At 52.2% G+C, this 13942-nt stretch carries 16 protein-coding genes; 5 read left to right on the forward strand and 11 right to left on the reverse strand.

Annotated features, from left to right (window positions below; genetic code table 11):
* Positions 1 to 145: 145 nt before the first annotated feature.
* The gene (gene hppD / locus PsAD5_RS08730; protein ID WP_063291816.1) at positions 146 to 1258 is read left to right on the forward strand and encodes a 4-hydroxyphenylpyruvate dioxygenase; all 1113 of its coding nucleotides are present in this window, start codon (positions 146 to 148) and stop codon (positions 1256 to 1258) included.
* Between the two features lie 75 nt (positions 1259 to 1333).
* On the opposite strand, the gene PsAD5_RS08735 is transcribed toward hppD, so the two are convergent.
* The 4 genes from PsAD5_RS08735 to PsAD5_RS08745 form a co-directional block, all read right to left on the reverse strand.
* Positions 1334 to 1747 (reverse strand): hypothetical protein, encoded by a 414-nt coding sequence (locus tag PsAD5_RS08735; RefSeq protein WP_063291817.1) that lies wholly within the window; start codon positions 1745 to 1747, stop codon positions 1334 to 1336.
* A gap of 69 nt (positions 1748 to 1816) precedes the next feature.
* On the reverse strand, positions 1817 to 2413 hold the full coding sequence (locus PsAD5_RS08740; protein ID WP_063291818.1) for a hypothetical protein: 597 nt from the start codon (positions 2411 to 2413) through the stop codon (positions 1817 to 1819).
* Positions 2414 to 2443: 30 nt separating this feature from the next.
* Positions 2444 to 2581, reverse strand: coding sequence for a hypothetical protein (locus tag PsAD5_RS28010; protein WP_193757803.1), 138 nt, complete (start codon positions 2579 to 2581; stop codon positions 2444 to 2446).
* 215 nt (positions 2582 to 2796) lie between these two features.
* The gene (locus PsAD5_RS08745) at positions 2797 to 4065 is read right to left on the reverse strand and encodes an SLC13 family permease (RefSeq protein WP_063291819.1); all 1269 of its coding nucleotides are present in this window, start codon (positions 4063 to 4065) and stop codon (positions 2797 to 2799) included.
* Positions 4066 to 4194: 129 nt separating this feature from the next.
* On the opposite strand from PsAD5_RS08745, the gene PsAD5_RS08750 reads away from it, so the two are divergent.
* Together PsAD5_RS08750 and PsAD5_RS08755 are read left to right on the forward strand one after the other, a co-directional pair.
* Positions 4195 to 5433 carry an MFS transporter gene (locus PsAD5_RS08750; protein WP_063291820.1) on the forward strand — a complete coding sequence of 413 codons (1239 nt, stop codon included), beginning with the start codon at positions 4195 to 4197 and terminating at the stop codon, positions 5431 to 5433.
* Between the two features lie 198 nt (positions 5434 to 5631).
* On the forward strand, positions 5632 to 6840 hold the full coding sequence (locus PsAD5_RS08755; protein WP_063291821.1) for an ROK family protein: 1209 nt from the start codon (positions 5632 to 5634) through the stop codon (positions 6838 to 6840).
* Positions 6841 to 6860: 20 nt separating this feature from the next.
* Here PsAD5_RS08755 and PsAD5_RS08760 read toward each other — a convergent pair whose 3' ends face one another.
* From PsAD5_RS08760 to PsAD5_RS08780, 5 genes are all read right to left on the reverse strand, one after another.
* Positions 6861 to 7373: a GrpB family protein gene (locus PsAD5_RS08760; RefSeq protein WP_063291822.1), complete on the reverse strand. Its 513-nt coding sequence runs from the start codon at positions 7371 to 7373 to the stop codon at positions 6861 to 6863.
* 110 nt (positions 7374 to 7483) lie between these two features.
* Positions 7484 to 8050 (reverse strand): biotin transporter BioY, encoded by a 567-nt coding sequence (locus tag PsAD5_RS08765; RefSeq protein WP_063291823.1) that lies wholly within the window; start codon positions 8048 to 8050, stop codon positions 7484 to 7486.
* Between the two features lie 5 nt (positions 8051 to 8055).
* Positions 8056 to 8673, reverse strand: coding sequence for an energy-coupling factor transporter transmembrane component T family protein (locus tag PsAD5_RS08770; RefSeq protein ID WP_063290403.1), 618 nt, complete (start codon positions 8671 to 8673; stop codon positions 8056 to 8058).
* A complete protein-coding gene (locus PsAD5_RS08775; protein ID WP_063291824.1) occupies positions 8670 to 9401 on the reverse strand; it encodes an energy-coupling factor ABC transporter ATP-binding protein in 732 nt (243 codons plus the stop codon). The genes PsAD5_RS08770 and PsAD5_RS08775 overlap by 4 nt, the downstream gene beginning before the upstream one ends.
* A gap of 593 nt (positions 9402 to 9994) precedes the next feature.
* The gene (locus PsAD5_RS08780; RefSeq protein WP_063291825.1) at positions 9995 to 11017 is read right to left on the reverse strand and encodes an alpha/beta hydrolase family protein; all 1023 of its coding nucleotides are present in this window, start codon (positions 11015 to 11017) and stop codon (positions 9995 to 9997) included.
* 287 nt (positions 11018 to 11304) lie between these two features.
* Here PsAD5_RS08780 and PsAD5_RS08785 point away from each other — a divergent pair, with 287 nt between their 5' ends.
* On the forward strand, positions 11305 to 11565 hold the full coding sequence (locus tag PsAD5_RS08785) for a class I SAM-dependent methyltransferase (protein WP_063291826.1): 261 nt from the start codon (positions 11305 to 11307) through the stop codon (positions 11563 to 11565).
* The gene (locus PsAD5_RS27815) at positions 11534 to 11926 is read left to right on the forward strand and encodes a hypothetical protein (protein ID WP_153041352.1); all 393 of its coding nucleotides are present in this window, start codon (positions 11534 to 11536) and stop codon (positions 11924 to 11926) included. Before PsAD5_RS08785 ends, PsAD5_RS27815 begins: the two co-directional genes overlap by 32 nt.
* Before the next feature lie 8 nt (positions 11927 to 11934).
* Here PsAD5_RS27815 and PsAD5_RS08790 read toward each other — a convergent pair whose 3' ends face one another.
* Positions 11935 to 12456, reverse strand: coding sequence for a hypothetical protein (locus tag PsAD5_RS08790; RefSeq protein WP_063291827.1), 522 nt, complete (start codon positions 12454 to 12456; stop codon positions 11935 to 11937).
* A 607-nt stretch (positions 12457 to 13063) separates the two neighbouring features.
* Positions 13064 to 13438, reverse strand: coding sequence for an MmcQ/YjbR family DNA-binding protein (locus tag PsAD5_RS08795; RefSeq protein ID WP_063291828.1), 375 nt, complete (start codon positions 13436 to 13438; stop codon positions 13064 to 13066).
* Between the last annotated feature and the right edge of the window lie 504 nt (positions 13439 to 13942).

Here is a 13942-nt window from a genome sequence, read left to right on the forward strand (position 1 = left end):
TTTCAGAATGGCTCTAAATTGCAGTGTATCGCCGAAAAGTGGGAACCGGTTTTCGGACAAAGATACGCAGAACGAATAGGAAGGCAGTTTTCATCGTATCAAACGATGACAAACAGCCTTCATCGCCTTGTTTGAGGAGGAACAAATGGGCCCATTTCCGCACGATGCAGGACCAGCTGAGATTACAGCAGAAAACCCTGCTGGCACCGACGGCTTCGAGTTCGTTGAATTTGCCCACCCAGAGCCGGAAAAGCTGGACGTCCTCTTCCGCCGCATGGGCTTTGCACCTGTTGCAAAGCATAAGAGCAAGAACATCACGCTCTATCGTCAGGGTGATGTGAACTACATCCTCAATGCAGAGCCAAACAGCTTCGCCTCCCGCTTCATTGACGAGCACGGCCCATGTGCCCCGTCTATGGCATGGCGCGTTGTGGATGCACAGCAGACCTTTGAGCATGCCATCAACCGCGGGGCAGAAGCCTACACCGGCTCCGACAAAACCCTTGATGCACCCGCAATCAAAGGCATCGGCGGCTCCCTGCTTTACTTCATCGATAAGTACGGCGACAAAGGCTCTGCGTACTCAGAAGAGTTCGACTGGCTGGGCGAAGCAGACCCCAAACCAGCGGGCAAGAGCTTCTATTACCTCGACCACCTGACCCACAACGTCTATCGCGGCAACATGGACAAGTGGTGGACGTTCTACCGCGAGCTCTTCAACTTCAAGCAGATCCACTTCTTCGACATTGATGGCCGCATCACCGGCCTCGTCAGCCGCGCGATCACATCCCCATGTGGCAAAATCCGCATTCCGCTGAACGAGTCCAAGGACGACACCAGCCAGATCGAAGAGTACCTGAAGAAGTACAAAGGCGAAGGCATCCAGCACATCGCTGTGGGCACCGACGACATCTATGAAGCCACCGACAAACTGGCAGAAGACGGCCTCAAGTTCATGCCCGGCCCACCACAGACCTATTACGACCGCAGTACCGAGCGTGTACACGGCCACACCGAGCCGCTCGACCGCATAGCCAAACACGGCATCCTCATTGATGGCGAAGGCGTCATTGGCGGCGGCATGACAAAGATCCTGCTACAGATCTTCTCCAAAACTGTCATCGGCCCAATCTTCTTCGAATTCATCCAACGCAAAGGCGACGAAGGCTTCGGCGAAGGCAACTTCCGTGCCCTTTTTGAGAGCATAGAAGAAGACCAAATCCAACGCGGCGTCATAAAACACGACGCAGCCGAATAACTAGCAGTACACCTGCTAGAAAAAAGACCGAAAGCGACGGGGGCGCTTTCGGTCTTTTTTGTGTAGGATTGATAATCAAATCCCGTCTCGACAGTTCCCCGTAAAAGTAAGACCTTTTGAGAAGTTTATCGCAATTTCTTTGCTAGCTTCACGATACCCCCCGATCATCCCTGCTCGATAAGAATCTGTAATTTCAAACAATCGCAGCGGTTCTCGTCCGATAGTTTTTACTTCAGAAAAGTATGAAGATAATGGGAATTGGGCCGTTTCTACTCTAACATTTCCATCTGCTTCAGCCCACAAAATCCAAGGGCGATAAAATTCAAAGGCAGCAAACAGAGTTTCACCTTTGCCAGACTGCAGCCATTTTCCTTTGCAGGTAAGATTCATGGCATCTGTGGAATGATTTACAAGAATGTAAAATGTAATTCCGGAAACAATAGTTATTGCTAGAACACTTCTGACGAGGATTTTAACCAACTGAAGCATAGTCCCTCAAACACGAACCTCAACGACATCAACTTACGCTCAATCCAGAGATAGAAATTAGCAAAACACTTATTGCGGAACAAAATGAAACTTAGTTTTCTCTTGGATTGGCCAGCCGTCTTCATCTTCCTGCTGTTTAAGGGTGAAATCAGCAATCTTAGGAAAGAAAGGTGCAATCATCTCTCGAGCCTCAATCTCTGAGTTGGGTTTAGGGAAAAAACTGTTCCGCATGAGTGATATCCCGGAACAAGGGAGTTTCACTGTACCTGCGATTTCAATATCTTGACATGGATCATCGTCCCATCCGGGGGAGTCGACAACTACTGAGAATGAGATCTCAAAAGCGCGATACTCGTCTACTGGTTCCAACGTAAGAGTTCCCGACTTCGCAGCGATGTGCTGATAAATGAAGTACCATGAGCACTCCACGCCATCGATATTCTGGTCAGATATCTCAAAGGATGTTTTCTCTGAGGGCAATACCAGCCACTCAAAACTTAAGATCGTTTTCCAGTCTTCTCCAAAATAAGTGAATCGGGATAACTCAATACAAGCAGACCAATAAAGATTCCGCCGAACGCTAACCCGTGGGTTCTCGAACAAAACACCTGAGACATCACCACGCTCGTTTACGCGATAATCAATTAACTTTAAGGGATGGGTCATCTTTCGATGCTTTCTGCAAAGAGTAAAAATCTATTCGCGTAGGAATTGCGTCAACCATGCGAAACCAACAGCGAACGGAATAACAATCGGCCAGAGCATACCGAAACCACTTAACTCAATCAGGGTAAACCCGACGACGCTGTAAACAACAGCGTAAAGTATTCTCATGCCAGTTTCTATTTTACCCAATCTTTCAAAATTTTCTGGCGGTCATCCGGCTTAACAAATTTGCTGGAAACAAGCTGAACTATCTTCGTCAGCGAACTACGTTTAAAGCAATGTACCCTCAACAAACTAGGGCTAATTAGTAGCAATATAAGTACAGATGTCAGACTATTGGAGACTACATTAAATCACAATCTTAAGCTGTAAGTCTCCAAAACTCACCCCGCACCCAACCACGTCAGCCCCACAATCCACCCATAGCTAAGCACCACGCAGAACACCGTAATCGGGAGCATCCACCAGCAGAATTGCCAGAAGGTGAAGGGGGTGGCACCAAATTTCTCAGCTTGTTGGACGACGATGACGTTGCTGGCAGCAGAGATGATGAAGAGGTTTCCGGCCACGGTGGAGATGGTGGAGAGCATCATGAAGGTGGCGGTTTCGCCGCCATCCAGCAGTTTCAGGTAAAGCTCCACCACAGGCACGTTGGAAAACAGCTGGCTGGCCCAGAAGCTTACCAATGCAGTCACGGTCAGATCCCCCAGTTCCCCCTGCAAGGAACCAAGCAGATACTGCAAAGAGCCGGACTGGTAGAGCGCCCCGGTCACAATAAACATGGCCACGAAAAAGATCAGCGTTGCCCAGTCCACTTCCTTGAACACCCGCAGTCGCTCATCTCCTGCCAGATAGATCGGCAGGCAGGACAACAGCCCAACCCAGCCAAACGGCAGCGGGCCAAGGTGAAAGTACGTCCGGCCCAAACTATCGCCGGTGATGATACCCACCAGCAGCACAACAGAAACCATCGCAGGCCATTGCCGAGGGCTCACTTCAACCGCTTCTGCCTGCGTTTCTACGTCTTCAGAGACCAACGCACTCTCATCCGATCCATTCTTCTTCACCAGCCGGTGGAAGCGGAAGAACACAGCCACAAGGCAGACCACACCGGGCACCAGAGCCCACACAATGAACGTCGCCAGCATATTCTGAAAATTGGCGGCATTCACCACCAGAATGTTCTGCGGGTTGCCAACGGGTGAGACCATGGAACCAACCGTCACCGCGGCACACAGTGTCACCAAAACCACCGCCAGTTTCCACCTGAAGGCACGGCTCAGGATAATAGCAATAGGCACCCCAATCACCGCCGCCGCATCATTGGTCAGCACCGCTGCACAAATCGCCGAGGCCACAATGAACCACAGCAGCACGACGCCAGCATTGGCCCGCTTCAGCAGCATATCCGCGATTTCCTGCGAAAGACCGGTGTCATACAGCGACGAAGCAATGCTGAACACGGCAAACAGATAGAAGATCAGCTGCCAGTCCACCGCATGAAACGCGGCCACAGGCCTGATCTCCCCCAGCACCAACAGCACAATCGCGCCCATCAGCATGATGTGCCAGATCCGCACCGTGGGCGGAAGCCACTGGCGCACCGCAATTCCGAGGAAAATGAGGGCGGAAACAGCAAGAGAAACCGACATGCCCCACCGTAGCCACCGTGGTTTGACAGCAGCTTAACCGCCACTCTGACAATAGACCAAAATCCTTGGGGGCTTGGAGAGAACTCTCACCTATTCTCAACGCAGATCACGCAACAATCCAGGGTCTCCATGAAACTCAACAAGGCAATGCTTTCGACGAACTTCTTCGCCGGCGATGTCGTGGGTGGAATTGGACCTTATCTTGCAATCTACCTGCTCACGGGCCTGCAGTGGTCCCCCGGCAACATCGGCATGGTCCTCGCCATTGGCTCGCTGACAACTGTCGCCTTGCAAACACCAGCTGGCGCCTTCATCGACAGCACCCGCAAAAAACGCCTGCTCCTCGCCTCTTGTGCCTTGCTCATCGGCTTTGCAACCATCTCGATCCTGCTGTTCTCGCAGTATCCGGCGGTGATTTACATTGCGCAGATCTTCATGGGAATTGCCGTCGCCTTTGTCGGCCCCTGCATCGCCGCCATAACTCTGGGCATATCAGGGCCAGATCACTTCACTGTGCAAATGGGTGCCAATCAGGCCGCTAATCATTCCGGCAATGTGTTTGCCGCCATTCTGGGCGCAGGTCTCGCACTGTGGATCTCGGCAGAAGGCGTATTCTGGCTTGTTGCCCTCATGGCCGTCGGCATGGCCATCAGCATCGGCATGGTCAGCGGCTCGGCAATCAACCACAACGCAGCCCGTGGTGGCTTGCACCACACTCCCAACGATGGCGATGAACCATCCACCGTCAGCACCATCCTTGCAGACAAACGCCTGCTCACACTGGTGCTCTGCGTGTTCATGTTCCATTTCGCCAATGCAGCTATGCTGCCACTGGTCGGGCAGAAGCTCTCGGTCAATTCCAACGTCAACATCGGCGTCGCCTTCGCAGCAACCTGCATCGTCGTGGCACAGTTCTGGATGACCATCATGTCCGTCATCTGCGCTGCCAGAGCTGACATATGGGGCCGCAAGCCGCTCTTCCTGCTCGCCTTCTTCATTCTGCCCATTCGCGGCATGCTGTTCATGTGGCTGGAAGACCCCGTCGCACTCATCTCCGTGCAGTCACTGGATGGCATCGCCAACGGCATCTTCGGTGTGATTATCCTGCTCATCGCTGCAGATTTGACCCGGGGCACAGGCCGTTTCAATCTGGTGCAAGGCGCCCTCGCCGCCGTGGTTGGCATTGGTTCGGCTGCATCCAACCTGCTTGCTGAAGAAATCGTCCAGTTTTTCGGCTATTCTCCCGCCTTCATCACCCTTGCCGTTCTGGCCTTCATCGGCGGCACCATGTACCTGTTCCTGATGCCAGAAACTTTGCCGGCTCAAACAGACGAAGATGACGGAACAGCACCTCAACAAACGAGCTAGGACTTACGATTAGGTCACCTCAACTTTCGGGTGAAAACGCTGATTTATACGATTACTCTCTTTATTTACTGGTCCTCAAATACTTATGCTTATCTCGCAGATAAAAGAATGCGCTAGAAAACAAATGTTCAGGGCCTAAGGCGTGAATACAAATGAACGCGGACATGTTTTGAACACACAGTGCAGGCCAGTACTCGAATGATCGAAAAAGCCAGTAGAGAGCAGGTACGTCGTCAAAACCGGTTCGTGGTGTTGTCCACGTTGCGGCGTCACACCACTCTGGCCCGTGTCGACCTTGGCCGGCTAACAGGTCTTTCTCTAGCCGCCGTCACCTCCATCACCGCAGATCTGAAGGACCGCGGCCTGATCACAGAGGTGGAAGAACAGCCCAATCCGGATGCCAACACCCGTGGCCGCCCACGCACCTATCTGCGTCTGCGTGATGATGTCGCCCATGTGGTCACGGTCAAACTCTCGGTAGACCGTGTTTCGCTTGCTCTGGTGGACTATACCGGCCACCAGCATGCCGAAGCCAAGTTCATGGTGGAATCCTCAGATATGGGCGGCGAGGCATTCATCGCCCTGCTCGCCCGCCACATTAAAGCGCTGATGAAAACAGAGCCGCTTCGTGCCCGCAGCGTCATGGAAATCACCGTGGCAACGCAAGGCATCGTCGGCAAACGCAACGGCTCCATCATCTGGTCACCCACCATTGCAGAGCGACAGGTGGAACTCACGGCCAAGCTCTCCAAAACCCTTGGCATCACCTGCACGCTCTACAACGACACCAACATGATCGCCGAGGCTCTGCATCGGCAGGACGCTGAGAAGTACAGCGGTAACTTTGTCGTGGTGTATATCGACCGCGGCGTTGGCATGGGCATCTTCATCAAAAACGCGCTCTACCGTGGCGAAACCGGAGCCGCCGCTGAATATGGCCACTCACCCTTTACGCCAGAAGGAGCGGCATGCAGATGTGGCAAGAAGGGCTGTCTGGAAGCCTACATCGCTGACTACGCGCTCTACCGTGAAGCCCAAAAGCTTCCCAAGGAAACCTCTCCCTCCGCCATGTTCTACGGACCGGAGTACATTCAGAACCTACGTGCAAGAGCCCGCATAGGTGAAGCACAGGCGCAAAAGGTCTTCACAGATGCAGGCTTCGCTCTGGGCGTCAGCCTCGCCCGCACAATCTCATTGCTGGACCCAAGCCGCATCGTCCTCACTGGCAAAGCCATGCAAGCCTACGACCTCTTCAAGCACGGCATGAACAAAGGGCTGGAAAGCAGCTTGCTTGCCCCCTTGCTGGATGCCGTCAATCTGGAAGTCCTGCCATGGGATGAAGACTTCATCCTCCAGGGCCTGCTCATCAAAGCCCTGAAGCACCTGGACGAGGCACTTGTTCACTAAACGCCAAGGCACAGCTGCAATCAGTTGCTGCTATCGGGTTTTGCCTCCAGTATGGCGTCAATGAACGGTGCTTTACCAGCTAGATACTCTTTGATGCCATCAGTGTTTTCTGCCTCTAGCTTAAGCTTGAGGCACTGATATTGATCTTTCAATTCGGCATCCTGACGAAGCAAATCGCGGAAGCGCAGCATTCTAGAAATCTGCGAATGTCCTGTAGGACAGACATGCACTTTATGAGTCCGAACTCCATCAACATCCCGCCGATAGAAGTAATGTTCCGGCGAAAGATCTTTTCCTCGAGAATAGCCCAATGAACGCATAACGTTGTCTACTTCAGATGTGCGCTGCTGGCTGGAAACTTCGACCAGCATATCGATTTCAGGCTTTGCTGCTAATCCTGTGATCGCTGTACTGCCAACATGATAGATCGAAACAAGAGTATCTCCGAAAGCACCCGAGATACGTCCTCTTTCCTTCTCGAACATATTGGACCAAACCGGATTAAACGCAGTAATTTTGCTGGTTAGCGCCAATGTCTGCCTCTCAGAAAAAGCATTGCCAGTTCTATTACTATCGCGCAACTAATCAAAGAAAAAGCCGGCTCCAAAAGGAACCGGCTTTCTCAAAACTCATTGTAGCTGACTTAGTTGCGTGACAGCATTGCAGAAGGCAAACCGCGCGCAATTGTGTGTGCGACAACAGCAGCAAGAGCAACCTTGATCAGGTCACCCGGAATAAACGGCAAGCTGCCAACCATGATGGCTTTCTCCATGGACATACCAGCTTTGTAGGCCAGCACCGGCACGCCGAGCGCATGCACCACAACAATGCCGCCAACGACGCCAGATACAACCGCGCCGAACACAACGTTCATGTTGCGCATGGCTCTCATGATCGCACCAGTGACAATCGCACCAACAAAGTAACCAGCCAGATAGCCTGCGGTTGCACCATAAAACACGCCGATGCCACCGCGACCACCAGCCAGGAACGGCAGGCCAAGCGCAACGAGGAACAGCAGCAAAGCAACGGCAAGCCCACCACGCACCGGACCAAGCATCATGCCAGCCAGCATCACACCAAGCGACTGCGCTGTAATTGGAATTCCGCCAGCAAGACCCAGCTCAATCTTGGGCACCAAACCCAGAGCAGCAATCAGCGCCGCATAAAATGCAATCTGAACAAGAGAACGATCGCTAGACATAGTCATCCTATCTATTTCTTATCACGGTCAAAGCCGTCAGCCCCGCCTCGGGCTGTCAAAGCTTCGGCAACATGATCTGTCATTTTAATCGCGTGTAACGCAAATGGGGCAAGCAAGCGCCAGCTGTTGGCGTGGGCTGTTCTGGCTTTATACGCTTCTTGCAGCGACGCATAAACCGCCAGCAGCACCGGAACAAACCGGATAACCAAAGCTACTGCCAGCGAGACGCGCCTTGGGGAGATGCCAAACACACGCAGAGGCCGGAACAACGGTTCCACCGCATCCATCAAGGCCTCCATATGCGTTGTTATACTAATAAAGTTGGCAAGGAGCACCATCGCCAATAGACGCAACACAGCAATGATGCCCTGCTCAATATCGCCTAAAAACACATGCACCAGAAAGATGATCCCCATCATCCAGAGCAGCGGGCGAACCACCTTCACCTTCTCCAGCCCCCGCCGGCCAAGCGTCGCATAAAGCGCCACCACAAACACCAGCAGTGCAGCAGAGAACCAAAGCGTATTGAACGGGATGATCAGCAGACTCAGCACAAACAAAAAGATCAGCTTCACTCTGGCAGGAAGCTTATGCGCCCAACTGTTGCCCGCCATGTAAAGGGAGATCATGCGCGCGCTACCCCTTCAAAGTGAAGGTCCGCGCCAGAAAGCTCATGCGCCTGATAAGCTGCCAACACATCCGCAGGCACACCAAACTGCTTGAGCTTGCCGTCTTCAATCCAGAGCACTTTGTCATAGTCACTCAGCGCATCCAGCTCATGGCTGACAAAGAGGATCTGCTGATCCAGCTTCTCCAGCTTCCGTCGCAGTGCCACTCGTGTCCGCAAATCCAGACTGGAAAACGGCTCATCCAGCACCAACAATTTCGGCTCCATGATGAGCACCGCCAAAATACAGATCAGCTGCTTTTGACCTTCAGAAAGTTCGTGAACCGGACGCTCTCCCAGCTGCTCAATGCCATGGTCTCTCAACAGCGCAAGGCTCTGCACCTTTGCATCTGCTTTGCCCACTCCAATCTGGCGCAAGCCAAAGCTCAGCTCTTCCAGAGCGGTCGGAAAAATCAGCTGATGATCCGGGTTCTGGAACACAAACCCAGTCACCCGTGCCAGCTTCTTGGCCCCTTCCTCAGCAGAAACACCATGAACCAGCAAAGAGCCTGCACTCACCGGCAGCAAACCATTCAGGCTGCGCACAAGCGTAGACTTACCAGACCCGTTCCGACCAATAATCCCAACCCGCTGATCCGGCAGCGCAACACTCAGATCACTGATGATCGTCGATCCGCTCCGTTCAATGGACACATGGTCAAAATTGATTGTTTTTGAAGTGTCGTTCACGCCGCAATATCACCTGCCAAAGGAGTTGCACTCCTATACACAATGCAGCATGCCAACACCACGGAAATCTAAGAGATCAGCGCTGACCATCACTGCTCGGCAAGCCTCTTCCTATGTGTCATGTCCGCGACTTTTTCAGCAAATCATCAGCTCAGAAGCATTGCATGCCAGCAGAGCAGTCCACCAATGCCCTTGTTGCTAACCATTGAGACCAAACGCAGATCAATATCAAACTCCAGCTGAGAAATTCTCACAGTGTGTTGCCGCGACCAGTTGAATCCACCGCCATTAGCGGAAATTCAAGCGTTTCCATCTGGGGTTGAGGCAATTCTTTTAGAAGTTACCGCGGGCGTTTTCATGAATACTTTTCGGTAGGACCTATGTGCTCACTTTTGCTGGATGTGTCACGGGTCGTTGAGCCTATTTGCCAATTGCTGCGGTCTGCACCAATATCGGCTGTCTCGGCTTGGCGTTGGGCATGGAACGTTGAATCAAGTCGGCAATTCTACGTCAATTCAGTAGGTATCAGTGTGCCGCATTGAAAGATGGCAAGGGCATCTGTACCCCCATGCTCAGATGCCCCATGGAGTGCCTCAGTTTAATTCAAAGTGATCCGCCAAGGCGTCGATAATGGTGTTAAGCACCTGAGTTCGATCCGTCCCCACCGGGTCGGTGCAGACAGGATCGTCTTGTTCTTCGATCAGAAGAGCTTCACCTGCGGGCTTACACAGTCCAAGTGCTGTAAAATGCGTAGCGGGTGCGATAGTCTTAACAGAAGCCTGCGGCACCAAAGCCTCAAAATTGCTGCCCATGGCGCTCGTGTCTGTCGCATTGAGCCTAAAGGCTCCTTCGCCCAACCCTATAAGAAGAAGCGGAACCGTTACATCCTGCACATCCTGCGGCGCAAGATCCCAAGTTAGACCAGGATCAATAGCGGCGACGCCACTGATACGTGGATCCCTGTAGGATGCCTCATACCTGTCTTGATCGATTGCCGTGATGTCGACGCCTTCGGCTGTCAGTTCAGCGCAAAACTGTGACCCTGCACCCGCAGCTTTGCAATAGTCGAAAAAACCGTCCCGATTGCCTTGGACGCCTGCAAGTGAAAGGGCAGTCCATCCTCCGTAGGAAAGGCCTGTGGCATAGATCCGTGTTCCGTCGATGATGGGTGCGAAAATCGGATCTTGTAAAACATAGTCCAACGCGGCGGACATGTCTTCGGCGCGGGTCCAATGGTTGAATGCGGTGTCGAAGTTCAAATCAAAAGTTGTACTGCTTGGATGGTTTACTGCTACAACGATTGCCCCTTTGGAAGCCAACCCTGCGCTGAGCCACGCCATCCGAGCGTAATTTCCGCCCCAGCCATGTGAGAGAAGAACGACTGGGTATTGTCCTTGTATTGGCTCAGCGTCTTTGAACACAGATGTTCCATAGAATATCGCATTTTCAGCAAAAACGGTCTGGTGCTGACCCACGGTAGGGAACATGACAGCCATCTGCATATCTTGGTCATGATGGGGAGCCGCTATAGTCAGCTCGTTGAGGCCGACATCTTGTGCTGCGATTTCAGTGCCAGCTGAGAGGATCGAAGCGAGGGCAAGGACAGTAGTTTTCATGGAGTGCCTATCGGTGAAGTGGTTTGAATGTTGACACCTTCATTCAAACGCTGACGAGATTTTATTCGACCTGAATCCGGTTTAAGGTCACGCCGATCAGGATTTAGGTCCTATTAAGTAAGGAAAAGGACCTCACCTGATGCCAGTTCTACCAATATCCATGATTATCACTCTGCTGCTACTGGGCCTTATTTTGCGTCCTGTGCTAACTCGCGGGACGCACACAATCAAAAATAGCAAGAACATAAAACCGGCGAGGCCCTGCACTGAGAAGAATACCGGCAAATATGCCATCAACACCATGCTGCGCCCGCGAATGCCTACGCCCTTACGAAGGACTGCAATGGGCTCCAAAGTCATACCTCACAATTTCTTATGCCTTTGAGGCCTCTCTGAGCAATATCAGCGGCGAGCGCATTATTGATCTTGGCTGCGAGGAAGGTAACAACACCCGCAAACTGGCAAGAGCAGGTGCTCACATGTCTGGTGCTGATCTTTCAAAGAACATGATCGCCCATGCAATTGCCGAGGAGCAAAAGCCCCATTAGACATTACCTACGCAACCAACTCCTTCAGTTCCAACACTGGCTTTCCTGGCGAAAAGACGAGGGAAGAGAGGCGACAGAACTGGTTGTCTCCAAGTACTTCGGCCAAAATCACTTCGCAGATCAATGGAAGTTCGCCCGACGCGGTGACCATTCAGAGATCCAGCGCTTCAGCGTACCCAGTTTCCCTCACACCATGAGCAATTATCTGCCCCCCTTCACCAAGGCAGGCCTTCAAATCAAGGAGATTCAGAAACACGAACCAACAGAGGAAGCGATCCAGCAGGTGCCACGCTTCCACCGCTGGAAATCTCTCTCTGCTTTCCTCCTGATGGTCAAAGCCACCAAGCCCGAAATCGCATAATCTAAAAGCTAGGCCAACACATCGCGCAGGGAGATCAGCCACGTTTTCACCTCCGCAGACACCTTGGCATGGTCCAGCCCCTCAAAGGCATCCCAGCTCCAGCCGTTCTCAGGGCACAGCTCATCCAAAAATGCATGCAGCTCTTTTTGCTTAGCATCTGGCAAAGGCAAGTTGGCTGCATGCCTCAGCAACAACACCTGCTCCTGAAGCCGTAAGAACACCCAGAAGGCCTCCATCATAGGCCGCAGCAAATGCGGCTGTGTCTGCCACGTATTACCGGAAAACAGATCCTGCGTGACAATCGGCCCAGCTCCATGACAGTGAAACTGAACACAGCCCTTGTACCCGGTCGTCGCCAGATCAGAATGGATCTTGCAGGTCCCACAGCTCTCAAGATTTCGGCAAGGCTCACCAGCAGCTTTATCAAACGGGAAAACACTCGACTTATCAAAGGCAAGCGCCACACAGCACAACGCAGCGCATTTCTCGCAGTCAGCTTTCAGCCGATCATCAAGTTGGTTCAGATCCATAGCGTCTTATTGACACAAAACACAAGCCAACGAAAGCAATCTCAAGTTTCGGGCAGATAAGGAGTGTCTCGCGATAGCGCGCTCCACTTGCTTGGCTTCAGTCAAATGACAAGGAGGTGCCTAACACAATGCCCGGAAGCATGTCATGTGATGCTTCGTATATACAGCACCGAGCACCGAGCACCGAGCACCGAGCACCGAGCACCGAGCACCGAGCACCGAGCACCGAGCACCGAGCACCGAGCACCGAGCACCGAGCACCGAGCACGAATGATCGCTATACTCTGCAAAGACAAGCTTATGAGTAAAGAAAGATCCTCAGAGGGGGATAACTTTTATATGCGGATGCCAGCGTAACATCTGGAAAAGCGGGCATAAAAAATAGGGCAAATTCCACGGGGTAAACATATGCCCGCTAGGTGGTTCTATGATAGAACCTCCCCCGTTCAAAATTAAATGCGCGCGGTGCAAAAGCCAGACACCAAACCACTCAATAAGAACCACGAGCAACGCACATTTCGCGCAAATAACGCAAATCTGCACAAAAGAACGCAAACCTTAAAATCAGCACGATCAGTTATTCAGAGCCCCACGTGATCAGACACACTTAAGCTGCAACAAACCCAATCTCTTTCTGCAACTTCTTGGTCAGCTTCCTCGCAATAATGCTATGCGCCTTGCGAACATAATCCTTGATGTCTTCATCAGCCATCGCCTGCGCAGTCTCAATCTGAACCCACTTCGCCCGAGCCAGATAAGGCGCCGGAATTATGCCCTCCTGTTCCGTCAGAATCTGATAGGAAAGCTCTGAACACTTAAAGCTGATCTTGATCCCTTTCATCTCAGGACGGTCCTCTCCCCAGTTAGAGCAAATCGCAAAGATCTTCCCTCCAACCTTCCAAACCGAAGCATTCCCCCACTGAATGACATTGCTCGTCCCAACCAATGACTTGCAATAATTATCAAATTCATCCCGCGTCAATGTAGTCTCTCCCTAGCAATCAAAAAAAGGCATCAAACACAGCCGATAATTGCAACGAAGATAACACAATCAAAATCCAATTCGGTACCCGTTCAACTAACTTTCAGATTTGGCAACCGATAAAGAGCACCCATCACACACGCTCACTCTTATTAACCCCAGGTAGCGCAAGAATAGTTCCATCTCTTTTGTAGTCAGCAAACAGCGTAGAGCAGTTACGGATTCAATCCCGCCGATTACGTCCTGATGCACAACTGGCCCCGCATTTCCTTCGAAAGCGCAGCAATCATAGCGGCACAAATTCGAGTGCAAATACCAGCAAACGCAGATAGCCGCGCAAAGCCATCCCAGTTGCGGTTTAGTTCACTCACGCTGCCCACAGCACCAGCTCATAAATACCGCGGCTTGATCGCCTGTGTTAGTCGCTCTTGAGGTCTAAGGCTCGCCCTTCCCACAGGCTCACTCCCCTTCTCTTTGGGATGCACGGAGGGTAGCTCATGTCTC

It is taken from the genome of Pseudovibrio sp. Ad5, assembly GCF_001623095.1.
Classification (GTDB): Bacteria; Pseudomonadota; Alphaproteobacteria; order Rhizobiales; family Stappiaceae; genus Pseudovibrio.

What these genes read in the sequence shown, in the direction of transcription:
- hppD (WP_063291816.1), top strand. Translation starts at nt 146, where the DNA reads ATGGGCCCATTTCCGCACGATGCAGGACCAGCTGAGATTACAGCAGAA.
- PsAD5_RS08735 (WP_063291817.1), bottom strand. Translation starts at nt 1,747, where the DNA reads ATGCTTCAGTTGGTTAAAATCCTCGTCAGAAGTGTTCTAGCAATAACT.
- PsAD5_RS08740 (WP_063291818.1), bottom strand. Translation starts at nt 2,413, where the DNA reads ATGACCCATCCCTTAAAGTTAATTGATTATCGCGTAAACGAGCGTGGT.
- PsAD5_RS28010 (WP_193757803.1), bottom strand. Translation starts at nt 2,581, where the DNA reads ATGAGAATACTTTACGCTGTTGTTTACAGCGTCGTCGGGTTTACCCTG.
- PsAD5_RS08745 (WP_063291819.1), bottom strand. Translation starts at nt 4,065, where the DNA reads ATGTCGGTTTCTCTTGCTGTTTCCGCCCTCATTTTCCTCGGAATTGCG.
- PsAD5_RS08750 (WP_063291820.1), top strand. Translation starts at nt 4,195, where the DNA reads ATGAAACTCAACAAGGCAATGCTTTCGACGAACTTCTTCGCCGGCGAT.
- PsAD5_RS08755 (WP_063291821.1), top strand. Translation starts at nt 5,632, where the DNA reads ATGATCGAAAAAGCCAGTAGAGAGCAGGTACGTCGTCAAAACCGGTTC.
- PsAD5_RS08765 (WP_063291823.1), bottom strand. Translation starts at nt 8,050, where the DNA reads ATGACTATGTCTAGCGATCGTTCTCTTGTTCAGATTGCATTTTATGCG.
- PsAD5_RS08770 (WP_063290403.1), bottom strand. Translation starts at nt 8,673, where the DNA reads ATGATCTCCCTTTACATGGCGGGCAACAGTTGGGCGCATAAGCTTCCT.
- PsAD5_RS08780 (WP_063291825.1), bottom strand. Translation starts at nt 11,017, where the DNA reads ATGAAAACTACTGTCCTTGCCCTCGCTTCGATCCTCTCAGCTGGCACT.
- PsAD5_RS08785 (WP_063291826.1), top strand. Translation starts at nt 11,305, where the DNA reads ATGCCATCAACACCATGCTGCGCCCGCGAATGCCTACGCCCTTACGAA.
- PsAD5_RS27815 (WP_153041352.1), top strand. Translation starts at nt 11,534, where the DNA reads ATGCAATTGCCGAGGAGCAAAAGCCCCATTAGACATTACCTACGCAAC.
- PsAD5_RS08790 (WP_063291827.1), bottom strand. Translation starts at nt 12,456, where the DNA reads ATGGATCTGAACCAACTTGATGATCGGCTGAAAGCTGACTGCGAGAAA.